10 protein-coding genes are annotated in these 11498 nt (G+C 70.2%); 4 read left to right on the plus strand and 6 right to left on the minus strand.

The window, feature by feature from the left end:
* The first annotated feature begins 23 nt into the window (after positions 1–23).
* Positions 24–1946, plus strand: a complete 1923-nt coding sequence (locus HDA39_RS40160; RefSeq protein WP_184804570.1) for a protein-arginine deiminase family protein — start codon at positions 24–26, stop codon at positions 1944–1946.
* Here HDA39_RS40160 and HDA39_RS44010 read toward each other — a convergent pair.
* Genes HDA39_RS44010 through HDA39_RS40175 form a run of 3 tightly spaced genes read right to left on the minus strand, consistent with a single transcriptional unit; the run spans position 1943 to position 5827 of the window.
* Entirely contained in the window at positions 1943–3373 is a 1431-nt protein-coding gene (locus HDA39_RS44010; protein WP_337926101.1) for a carboxyl transferase domain-containing protein, read from the minus strand. The two genes, HDA39_RS40160 and HDA39_RS44010, sit on opposite strands and share 4 nt — an antisense overlap.
* Complete coding sequence (locus HDA39_RS40170) at positions 3361–4506, minus strand: CaiB/BaiF CoA transferase family protein (protein WP_184804573.1); 1146 nt, start codon at positions 4504–4506, stop codon at positions 3361–3363. The genes HDA39_RS44010 and HDA39_RS40170 overlap by 13 nt, the downstream gene beginning before the upstream one ends.
* Positions 4507–4510: 4 nt before the next feature.
* Positions 4511–5827 (minus strand): SLC13 family permease, encoded by a 1317-nt coding sequence (locus HDA39_RS40175; protein WP_184804575.1) that lies wholly within the window; start codon positions 5825–5827, stop codon positions 4511–4513.
* Between the two features lie 101 nt (positions 5828–5928).
* Between HDA39_RS40175 and HDA39_RS40180 the strand changes: the two genes are divergently transcribed.
* Both HDA39_RS40180 and HDA39_RS40185 read left to right on the plus strand, forming a co-directional pair.
* Entirely contained in the window at positions 5929–6666 is a 738-nt protein-coding gene (locus HDA39_RS40180; protein WP_184804577.1) for a FadR/GntR family transcriptional regulator, read from the plus strand.
* Positions 6663–7424, plus strand: a complete 762-nt coding sequence (locus HDA39_RS40185; RefSeq protein WP_184804578.1) for a TSUP family transporter — start codon at positions 6663–6665, stop codon at positions 7422–7424. Before HDA39_RS40180 ends, HDA39_RS40185 begins: the two co-directional genes overlap by 4 nt.
* Here the strand turns inward: HDA39_RS40185 and HDA39_RS40190 are convergent.
* Genes HDA39_RS40190 through HDA39_RS40200 form a run of 3 tightly spaced genes read right to left on the minus strand, consistent with a single transcriptional unit; the run spans position 7417 to position 10100 of the window.
* Positions 7417–8178 (minus strand): hypothetical protein, encoded by a 762-nt coding sequence (locus tag HDA39_RS40190; protein WP_184804580.1) that lies wholly within the window; start codon positions 8176–8178, stop codon positions 7417–7419. The genes HDA39_RS40185 and HDA39_RS40190 overlap by 8 nt on opposite strands.
* An 18-nt stretch (positions 8179–8196) precedes the next feature.
* Positions 8197–9195 carry a YdcF family protein gene (locus HDA39_RS40195; RefSeq protein ID WP_184804582.1) on the minus strand — a complete coding sequence of 333 codons (999 nt, stop codon included), beginning with the start codon at positions 9193–9195 and terminating at the stop codon, positions 8197–8199.
* Positions 9192–10100, minus strand: a complete 909-nt coding sequence (locus tag HDA39_RS40200; protein WP_184804584.1) for a phosphatase PAP2 family protein — start codon at positions 10098–10100, stop codon at positions 9192–9194. Before HDA39_RS40200 ends, HDA39_RS40195 begins: the two co-directional genes overlap by 4 nt.
* A 151-nt stretch (positions 10101–10251) precedes the next feature.
* On the opposite strand from HDA39_RS40200, the gene HDA39_RS40205 reads away from it, so the two are divergent.
* Positions 10252–11484: a D-arabinono-1,4-lactone oxidase gene (locus HDA39_RS40205; RefSeq protein WP_184804587.1), complete on the plus strand. Its 1233-nt coding sequence runs from the start codon at positions 10252–10254 to the stop codon at positions 11482–11484.
* Positions 11485–11498 lie beyond the last annotated feature (14 nt).

An 11498-nucleotide genomic window follows, 5' to 3' on the forward strand; every position in this document is an offset into this window, starting at 1 on the left:
ATTCCCGAGTCATAAGGAACCGCATGTCACGCCTTCTCTTCCTGACCGGCGCGGTGGCCGCCGGCCTGTTCGGTAGTGCCCTTCCAGCCGGAGCCGTCGGTGGGCCGGTGGCCGCGCTGCAGGGGGACCAGCTGAGTGGTCCCGTGCTGTTCCTCGCCAACCTGGACGACGACGCCGAGCGGTGCCGGGCCAAGGCGCGGACCGTGGCGAAGGACGCGGTCGCGCAGGAGGCGGCGTACGACGATGCCTTCTACCAGCGCAAGGCCGAGCTGGAGAAGGAGCCGGACAAGGAGAAGGCGGAGAAGCTTTACCAGGAGCTCGTTCGCACGTACCAGCGGCAGAAGAACGCGGCGGACCGGACGATGGCCGCCTGCAACGACGCGGCCGACGCGGTGGTCAACGGGGCTCAGGACGCGAAGGACCTGGCCCGGGTGCGGACGCAGCCGTGGGTCGGTGCGCCGGCGGGTGCGACTGGCCGGATCACGGTGTCGACCGATCGGGTGCGGGTGTTCGTGAAGCGGGGTTCGGGATGGTCGGCCTCGACCGTACTGACGGCCGATGAGGTACGGCGTGGTGTCGAGCTGGGGATCGAGGGCCGGGACATCGTCCGGAACTCGGCTGTCTGGGACGGTACGGCGTCGCTGAAGCTGGTTGTCAGCGGCAACGGATCGACGGCGACCGCTTCGCTGGCACTGAAGGAGGCGCCGGTGCTGACGCAGCCGAACACGCAGCGGGTGCAGAAGGTTTTCGCGGGAGTCGCGGGGGACAGCGACAAGGTGGGGACGGCTTGGCGGAAGCAGGTCGACAAGGTGGTCAAGCAGACCGGCGTACCGGGCGGGGTGCAGCTGCTCGATCAGGGGGACGACAGCTGGACGCAGGATCTGTTCGAGCCGGCGTACATGTCGATCCCTGGGCCGGGTGGCAAGCCGCAGGGGATGAAGGTGCTGCTCGGGTCGGTGAACGACTCGCGGCGCGTGGGGTCGCGGGTGATCTTCACCGAGCTGGCCGGTGCCGATGTCGCGGCGGTGCACGTGGAGCACGTGCCGGTGCCGGAGGAGAACGACAGCTACGACTCGATGGGGAACCTGGAGACGATTCCGCCGACGCCCGCGCATCCGGTGGGGCGGATCGTGATCGGGGGTGACGGGTTCGACCACGGGAAGACCGGGCCGGCACCGGAGATGGTGACGCTGCTGAAGTCGCAGGGGATGCAGGATCCGCTGGGGCTCGACACGTCGTGGCTGACGGTTGGGCATGTCGACGAGTTCCTGCAGTTCGTGGCGGTGCCGGGGAGCCGGCTGGGATGGAAGGCGTTGGTTGCCGATCCCGCCGCTGGGTTGGAGCTGCTGCGCGGCGTACAGAAGAGCGGGCGCGGCGGGGAGATCATGCACGGCGGGCTGCCGAAGCTGGAGTGGCCGTACGACCTGCGGATCGATCAGCGGAGCACGTCCGAGTTCCTCGCGGACCGGCAGTTCGTGGAGACGAACGAGCGGGCCGCGGCCAAGATCCAGGCGAACGTCGAGGTGCTGAAGGCGCAGGCCGGGCTGACCGACGCGGAGCTTGTCCGGGTGCCGTCGCTGTTCACGGCGAAGTCGATGGACTACGGGATGCTCGAGACCGAGATCAGTCAGCTGGAGCCCGGGCCGGAGAAGGACCAGGCGATCGCGAAGCTGCACGCGATGCGGGACGCGGTGGCGGAGATCCCGGGTCCGGTGAACGGGCTGGTGCTGAACGGCGGCCGGTACGTCGCGCCGAAGCCGTACGGACCTGTTGTCAACGGCAAGGACGTCTTCGCGACGGCGATCTCGAAGGCGCTGGGTGGGATCGGCTACCAGGTCGCGTACGCCGACGATCTCACGTCGGAGCACGTCTCCGAGGGGGAGATCCACTGTGCGACGAATACGTTGCGGGATTCGCTCAGCACACGGTGGTGGACGGGAAGCTAGCTGCCGAGAGGCCGACTGGAGAGGTGCTGGGCGATCTCGGCCGCGAGGGCTGTGGTGAGTGACTCGGCGGTGTCCGCGGGGAGTTCCGGTACGACGTGGTGGACGATGCCGGCGTCGCGGAGGTCGGTGGCGGCGATGCGTTGGGCGGTCGCGAGCGTCGGCGCGTGGGTCGTGTCGCCGTACATGATCGCGCTGGCGCCCTCGGGTGGCAGCGGCGCGAGCCAGGCGTGGCCGGCGGCAAGGACTGTTGTTGCCGGGAGCAACGCCAGTGCGCCGCCGCCGGTGCCTTGGCCGAGCAGGACGGAGACGGTGGGGACGGTCAGCGTGCTCATGGTCGCGATGCACTGGGCGATCTCGCCGGCCAGGCCGCCTTCTTCCGCGGCGCGGGAGAGTTCCGCACCGGCGGTGTCGATGAGGGTGACGAGGGGGAGGCCGAGGTCTTCGGCCAGGCGCATGCCGCGGCGGGCTGATCGGAGGGCGGCGGGGCCGAGGGGGCGGTCGGACTCGCGATCCTGGCCGACGAGGACGCAGGGGCGACCGTCGACGCGAGTGAGGGCGACCAGCACGCTCGCGTCCGCGGAGGTCAGGCGGACGGTGCCGGTGCAGGCGAAGCGGAGGAACTCGCGGACGCCGGCGCGATCGTCACTTCGGGTCGAGAGCACTGCGTCCCAACCGTTCACTGCAGTTGAGTGTTCAGTGCGGCGTACGAGTTGTGGAAGCGTTGGAGGATCGACCAGGATGCCGAGGGCTCGATCGAGGAGGACGGGGAGATCTACGGATTCGACGACGCCGTCGATGACGCCGTGCTCGGCGAGGTTCTCCGCGGTTTGTACGTCGGTGGGGAACGGCTCGTCGTACAGGGCTTGGTAGACCTTCGGGCCGAGGAAGCCGACCAGCGCGCCGGGCTCGGCGACGGTGACGTGGCCCAGCGATCCCCACGAGGCGAAGACCCCGCCGGTGGTCGGGTGACGCAGGTGGACGAGGTACGGCAGGCCGGCGGCCTTGTGCGCCATCAGGGCGCGGGAGATCCGGACCATCTCGAAGAACGCCGGGGCGCCTTCCTGCAGGCGCGTTCCGCCCGACGCCGTCGACGCGAGGATCGGTAAGCCTTCCGCGGTCGCACGGCGTACGGCGGACGTGATCCGCGCCGCGGCGGCGCGCCCGATCGACCCGGCCAGGAACGCGAACTCACTCACCAGCACGGCGACCGGCCGGCCCCGCATCAGCCCGCGCCCGGTCAGCACCGACTCGTCGGCCCCCGACCGCTCGGCCGCGACGGCGAGCTGCTGCACGTAGTCCGGCGAATGTCCGCTCAGGTCGGCCGCCTCGTCCCAGGACTCGAAGGATCCCGGATCGAGCACGACCTCGATCAACTCCCGCGCACTCGGCCGCCCGCGCCCCGAGGCCGCGCCGCTCACGAGACCCACCTCCGGATGTCCTCCCCGTGCTGATCCAGCGTCGGCGGCGCCCCATGATCCCGCCGAGTCCTCTCCTCCCCGTCAGCACCGAAGAACCGCAACGGCGGCCCCGGCAACCGCACCGCCCCGAGCGTCGAATGCTCGACGTCGATCAGCAGCCCCTGGCTCGCCGTCTGCTCCCACTCGTACACCTCGTCCAGCCCCCGCACCTTGCCCGCGGGCACCCCGACCTCGTCCAGCCGAGCCAGCAACCGCTCCGCGGACCACTCGGCAAACGCCCCTTCGACCACCGCGATCACCCGGCCCCGATCGGCCACCCGCAACGCGTTCGTCTCCAGCCCCGTCTCGTCCAACCCGAACGCCGTGACCAATCGTTGCCACAGGCCCTCACTCCCGACCGCGATCTGCACCGAACCGTCAGCGCAGTGGAACAACCCGTACGGCGCGATCGACGGATGATGATTGCCCTGGGCGACTCCAACCTCCCCGGCCACCGTGTACCGCGTCCCTTGGAACGCGTGCACCCCGACCACCGCCGCCAGCAATGAGGTCCGCACCACCTGACCGACCCCGGTCAGGTCCCGCTCCCGCAAAGCCGCCAGTACGCCGTACGCGCCGTACATCCCCGCGAGCAGATCCCCGATCGGCACCCCGACTCGCTGCGGATCCGCAGGCCCGGACCCGGTCAGCGACATCAACCCGGCCTCACCCTGCGCGATCTGGTCGTACCCCGCGCGCCCACCCTCCGGCCCGTCGTGCCCGAACCCGGTGATGGACAGCGCAATCAGCCGCGGATTCCTGGCCTGCAACGATTCCAGGCCGAGCCCGAGCCGCTCCAGCACCCCGGTCCGGAAGTTCTCGACCAGTACGTCGGCCCGGTCGACCAGCCGCAGCAGCACCTCCCGATCTGCGGGATCCTTCAGATCGAGGGCGATCGACTCCTTGTTCCGGTTCGCCGACAGGAAGTACGTCGACTCGTCACCGGCGAACGGCGGTCCCCACCCGCGGGTGTCGTCGCCCCGCCCCGGCGCCTCGACCTTGATCACCCGCGCGCCGAGATCACCGAGCATCATCGTCGCGTGCGGCCCGGCCAGCGCCCGCGACAGATCGACCACCAGTACGCCGTCCAGCGGGCCACTCATCGGCTCACCATCCCGGCAGGACCAGCGCGGCCCAGACCAGCAGCGGACCGGCCAGGACGACGATCATGCTGTAGGTCAGGATCTGCTTGTAGTACGCGGGTTCGCTGATCGTGTCCGGCCTGTTCGCCAGCATCAGGGCGCCGTTGGTCGAGAAGGGGCTGACATCGACGATCGTCGACGCGATCGCCAGCGCGGCGACGAACAGGCCGGCGCTGATGCCGCCGTTCGCGATCAGCGGGACGGCGATCGGGATGATCACCGGCAGCAGCGCGGTCGACGACGCGAACGCCGACACCACCCCGCCGACGTAGCAGAGCACCAGCGCGCCGATCGCGACCGCGCCCAGCCCGGCCGCCCAGTTCCCGACGAACTCCGGCGAACCGGCCTCGGTCAGGATCGCGGCGTACGTGCTGACGCCGGCCACCAGCAGGACGGTGGGCCAGGCGATCTGCTTGACCGCGTCCTTGTGCTCCTTCGGCGCCAGCATCGCGAGGATCACCGCGGCGGTGATCGCGACGAAGCCGATGTTCTTGTCGAAGGCCAGCGCGACCACGGCGACCCCGACGAACGCGACCAGCGTGAGCACCTGGTCCCGCCGTACGCCGAGCGCCTGCGTACCGGTCGGGGCGGACGCGCCCTGGCCGCGCGCCGGCACCGTCGCACCGCCACGATGGAGGTCTTCGGTCAACGAGTCGTCGTCGGGGTCGACCCGCTGGGCCATCAGCCGGCGGCCGCCGAACAGCACGAACAGGATCGCCGCCATCACCAGGTTGACGGCCAGGCTGGCCAGGAACACCGTCATCTCGCTCGACGGCAGGTTGTTGTCCTCCATCACCGAGTTGGTGATCGTGCCGTAGATGCTGATCGGGGAGAACCCGCCGCCCTGGGCGCCGTGCACGACGAACATGCCCATCATCAGCGGGTTGATCTTGTACCGGGCGGCGAAGCCGAGCGCGATCGGGCCGATGATCGCGCAGGCGGCCGGGCTGGCGGCGCCGATCGCGGTCAGCAGCGCGGTCACCGCGAACATCACCCACGGGATCAGCGCGACCCGGCCGCCGACCGCGCGGACCGCCGATCTGACGATCAGGTCCACGGTGCCGTTGTTCTTGGCGATCGCGAACAGGTAGGTGACGCCGATCAGCGTCAGGATCAGGTCACCGCTGACCCCGCCGAGAATCTCCTTCTCGCTCAGGTCGAGCGAGAACATGCCGACCAGCCACGCCGCGACGTACGCGAGCGCTCCCATGTTGATCGGCAGCAGCGTGCCGATCACGAACAAGGCGACCAGCGCCAGGATCGCTACCCATTCGGGACCCATCGTGTTCTCTCCAAAAATGTGGGGCAACGAGATCACAATCACAGTTGGCTCAGTGGCCTAGCCAATAGCTCAGTGAGCCGGTTGTCAATACATTGGTTCTCATGGACGACTCGCCGCGCTTTCCCCGTCCCGTTCTGCGGACCCGCCTCTACGAGCAGGTCGCCGAGCAGCTCACCGGGTGGATCGCGGAGAACGGGCTGAGGGCCGGTGATCGGCTGCCGCCCGAGCGTGAGCTTGCCGTCCGGCTCGGGGTGAGCCGGGCGACGCTGAGCCAGGCGCTGGTCGCGCTGGAGGTGATCGGCGTGGTCGTCGTACGGCACGGGGACGGGACGGTGCTGACCGAGCGGGCCCGGACCGCGCCGGTGATCGAGGCGATCCGGGCGCACGCCGACCGGTTGCCGGAGATCATCGAGGCGCGGGACGCGCTGGAGTCGAAGCTCGCGGCCTTGGCCGCCGTACGGCGTACTGATGCTGATGTGGTCGCGATCCAGGCGGCGTTGGCCGCGATGGAGCGCGACATCGCGGCCGGCGGGCGCGGTGTCGAGGCGGACGAGCAGTTCCACGGCGCGGTGACCACGGCGGCCCGGTCGGAGCTGCTGGGGCAGATGATGGCGGCGATCCACGACCTGATCCGGGAGACGCGGATCGAGTCGCTGTCGCAGCCCGGCCGGCCGAAGGACTCGCTGGCCGGGCACCGCAAGGTCGCGGAGGCGATCATCGCGGGCGATCCGGCCGCCGCGGCGCAGGCGATGCACGAGCACGTGATGCTGGTCAGCGACGTCGCGCTGCTGCGTGAGCAGGACCGCGGGACCGCCGACCAACGGGTCGAGCAGTCGTGACGGGCGCCGAGCATCTGATCGTCATCGCTGCCGGGCTCGGCGCCGGGCTGCTCACGTCGACCGTCGGGGTCGCCTCGCTGGTGAGTTTCCCCGTCCTGATCGCCCTCGGCATCCCGCCGGTGGTCGCCAACGCGTCGAACACCGTCGGGCTCATCCCCGCCGGCCTCGGCGGATCGCTGGGCTATCGCCGTGAACTGAAAGAGCAACCCGCTGTCACCTGGCTGGTCGTCGCGACCTGCGCGTTCGGCTCGATCGGCGGCGCCGTCCTGCTGCTCGCCCTGCCGCCCGGCGTCTTCGAGGCGATCGTGCCCTGGCTGATCCTGTTCACCTGCCTGCTGGTCGGCGCGACCCCGACGATCTCCAAGTGGTTGCGCTCCCGCCAGCCCGACGAGGTCGCACCCCGGACGAAGATGTCGCCGCTGACGACCTTCTTCGCCGCGCTGACCGGCGTGTACGGCGGTTACTTCGGTGCCGGCTCCGGCGTGATGATGATGGCCGTGCTCGGCCTCGGCCTGGACCTCGAGCTCCGCATCGTCAACGCGCTCAAGACGCTGGCCGTGCTGGCGGCGAACATCGTCGCCGGCCTGATCTTCGTCTTCGTCGCCGACCTCGACTACACCGCGGTCGGCCTGCTCGCGATCGGCTCGGTCGTCGGCGGCTACACCGGCGCCCACCTCGGCCGCGTGCTCCCGCCGACGCTGCTCCGGATCCTGATCGTGCTGGCCGGCATCATCGCCGCGGTGACGATGCTCACCTGACCGGCGGAGTCAGCCCTGTCGTCAGGTCCGCGACCTCGTCGGTTTCGACCTTCTCGTACTTGCTGTTCCGCAACTCCTGCAGGGCGACCGCGGCCAGCCCGACGACGCCGGCCTTCGCCGCCTCGGCGAGCTTCGGGTCGCCTTCGGTCAACGCACCGAGGGGCGCCGCGGCACCCGCGATCGACACCAGGACGACGATCCGCAGCGCCGAGTCGAGAAAGGCGTCGAGTTGCTCGTGGTCGACCTGCCGAAGCTGCTCGCGCAACTCCTCCGCCTGCGCGATCGCCTCTTCCGTCGGCCCGGCGTACCCGCGGTCGGTCAGCTCGTCGACGATCTCGACCACGTCCTCGCCGTCGAGATCGAGGAAGCCGGCCGCGGCATCCAGCGGCTTGTACTCCGCCGTGTCGACCAGTACCGGCACCGCCTCGACGACCCGCTCCCGCGCTTTCGCGTGCTCGACACCCCGTAGCAGTAGGACGGCGGTCGTGAGGGCGACGTCCAGGTCCGCGACCACGTTCTTCAGCTCGCGCTCACCGTCCGAGCCCGCCGCGAGGGCCGCCGCCCGCTCCGCCTCGTGCTCGAACAACCGCCGAGGCATCGGCACCGCCGCGATCACCGGCTGGAACGCGCCCACCGACAACGCGGCCGTCCGGTCCACCGGCGCCTTCTCCCCGGGCTTCACCGGGGCACCGGCCCCCTTGCCGGGAACCTTGAAGAAATCCTCACGCCGCGGACCACCAGAGGTAAGACTCACCCGTTCACCCTAACGAACTCAGAACAGCCGGGCGAAGGAGCTCAGGAGGATCAGGCCGATGATGATGCCGTTGGCGAGCTTGTGGTCGGCCAGGACGGCGATGAACTCGCGGATCGTGGCGCTGGGCCAGAAGTACAACGCGGTGGGGGAGCCGAGGACCTGGCCGTTGACGTCGGCCTTGCGGGCGGTGAAGGCGGCGCGCAGGGCGTGGAAGTTGTTGGTGACGATCAGGCAGCGGTACTTCGGCTTCCGCTCCGCCATGAGCGTGGCGCTGAAGGTGAGGTTCTCGAACGTCGTCGTCGACCGGTCCTCCCGCAGGACGGCGTCCGCCGGTACGCCGTGGTCGACCAGGTAGTCGGCCATCGCGACCGCCTCGGCGACCTCCTCGCCGGGACCCTGGCCGCCCGAGGTGATCAGCAGCGGCGTCCGGCCCTTGTCGCGTTCCTTCTGCCAGACCGTCTGCGCCTTGTCGAGCCGGCTCGCGAGCAGCGGCGGGACCCGGCGGCCGCGCAGGCCCGAACCGAGGACGACGACGAAGTCGGGCCGGCGGAAGAAGCGGATCCTGGCGTAGACGAACGCGTACGCCAGGAAGCAGACGAACAGGAACGAGACGTAGCCGATCACGCCGAGCAGGGCGGTGTTCACGGCGGCCAGGAACGACGAGCCGGTCTGCTGCACGATCAGGGTGAACACGACGAAGGCGAAGAACCCGGCACCGGCCGCCAGCGACAGCAGGTTCGCCGGCCGGCGGCCCTCGCGGCGCAGCATGACGACCCCGTTGCCGACCAGGGCGAACGCGAGCACGACGATGGTCAGCGGGAGCCCCAGCAGCACGAGCGCGATCAGCAGGCTGGCGGCCCGGTCGTTGATCTCGGCCAGCGCGAAGACCGTGCCGATCCCGGCGAACAGCACGGTCAGGACCAGGTAGATGCCGTTGCGCAGCACCCGCCGGTCGCGCAGGAAGCTGACCACGAACAGCACGAACCAGAACGCCGCGATGCCGAACCCGAAGATCATCCGCGCGCCCGCACACTCTCCGGTACGACGGCCGCGGCCGGCCGCCGTACGGGCGGGATCTCGAGGCGGCGCCAGCTGGCCCAGAAGATCAGCGCGCTGATCGCCGACCCGGCCGACGCCAGCGCCCCGGCGCCGAGGTAGAGCGGCCACTGGCTCTCGGCGACCGCCTGCTGCAGGCCTTCGGCGACCAGCGGGCCACCCCACAGGATGCCGCCGAGTACGAGCCACGCGGCGACGTACAAGCAGATGAGGACGACGAAGGCGACGCGGAGGGGGTGCCGCTTGCCGTCGTACGGCTGAACCGCGCCGCGGCGCGCGAGCCACCACGACGCCAGGCAGGCCAGGCCGAGCGCGACCGCGTCGGCGGCGATCGTGTCGGAGAGCCGGTGCCACTTCGCGGTCAGCGTGTAGGCGCCGATCCCGGTCGCCCAGGTCAGCGTGAAGAACATCGCGACGCCGCGCCACCGGTACGGGACCACGATCAGCGCGGCGAACAGCACGGTCATCGCGATCGTGGTGTGGCCGCTCGGCAGGCTGTTGCCCTTGAAGTCGCCGGTGACGTCGACCAGCTCGGGGCGGACCAGCAGGAAGCGCTTGAGCCCCTGGGTGACGACCTGGCCGGCGAAGATCACGCCGACCGCGGCGACCGCGAGGTCGAGCCGGCGGCGCAGCAGCCCGATCAGGCCGATCAGCACGCAGGCGCCGATCAGCGAGTAGAGGGTGATCTGGTCGAGAGCGTTGTTCGCGGCAACGAACTCGCTGCGGTTCGCGGAGTCGTCGGCGCCGCGCAGGGCGGCGTTCTCCAGCTCCTGACCGGTGGCCGTGCGGACGGCGAGCAGGTAGGTCGCGACCAGGGTCACCGCGCAGGCCCCCGCGATCAGCAACCAGCGCCGAGGGGGTGCCACGCTACGTGTCTCCTTGATCACCGGCGGATGCGAGCGCTCGTATCAAACCATGGACGGTGCTGGTCGGCTCGTGCTGGCTCGCCGCCGGTGACGGAAACTTGCCGGGATCGGGTGTGGAAGGCTCGGGGTGGATCTCGGCGAGAGGAACCGGATGAAGAACTGGGCAGGCAACATCACGTTCTCCGCGCAGGACCTGCGGCGGCCGCGGTCGGTGGAGGAGCTGCAGGAACTGGTCGGCGGCAGCGAGCGGGTCCGCGTGCTCGGCACCGGCCACTCGTTCAACCGGATCGCCGACACCGCGGGCACGCTGGTCTCGGTGCTCGACCTGCCGAAGACGATCGAGATCGCGGCCGACCGGCGCAGCGTGCGGGTCGCCGGCGGACTCCGGTACGGCGAGGTGACGGCCGCGCTCCAGGCCGACGGGCTCGCGCTGCACAACCTCGGTTCGCTGCCGCACATCTCGGTCGCGGGCGCCTGCTCGACGGGGACGCACGGTTCGGGTGACACGAACGGGACGCTCGCGTCGGCCGTCGTACGGATCGAGTTCGTCGGCGCGGACGGGGCGCTGGTGTCGCTCGACCGGTCGGACGACGACTTCGACGGGGCGATCATCGCGCTCGGGGCGCTGGGTGTGACGACGCATCTCACGCTCGCGGTCGAGCCGTCGTACGAGATCAGTCAGGTGGTGTACGACGGCCTGCCGGTCGAGCGGCTGGGCTCGTCGTTCGACGAGGTGTTCGCGAGCGCGTACAGCGTGAGCGCGTTCACCGACTGGGTCGATCCGGAGGTGATGGTGTGGCGCAAGGCCAAGCAGATCTCCCTCGACCCCGAATGGCTCGGCGCCCGCCTGGCGGACGGCGCACGGCACCCGATCAAGACGATGCCGGCTGATTTCGCCACCCAGCAAGGCGGCGTCCCCGGCCCGTGGAACGCGCGGCTCCCACACTTCCGCCTGGAGTTCACACCGTCGAACGGCGAGGAGCTGCAGTCGGAGTACTTCGTCCCGCGCACCCAGGCCGCCGCCGCGATCGACCAAATGCGTGCTCTGGGCAACGAAATGGCCTCCGTCATCCAGGTCTCCGAGCTGCGCACGATCGCCGCCGACACCCTCTGGCTCAGCCCGAGCCAGGGCCGCGACACCGTCGCCTTCCACTTCACCTGGATCCAGGACGAAACAGCGGTCCGCCCGGTCGTCGAGGCCCTCGAGAACGCACTCCTGCCCCTGGGCGCCCGCCCCCACTGGGGCAAGGTCTTCACCGCCAACGCGGCCACCCTCGCGACGTGCTACCCGAAGGTCCCGGACTTCATCGCCCTGGCGGCCCGCCACGACCCCGACGGCAAGTTCCGCAACGACTACCTGAGCACCTACCTGCCGCGCGGATGACCGGCCTGCCTTCT

Origin of the sequence: Kribbella italica (assembly GCF_014205135.1) — a bacterium.
Lineage (GTDB): Bacteria > Actinomycetota > Actinomycetes > Propionibacteriales > Kribbellaceae > Kribbella > Kribbella italica.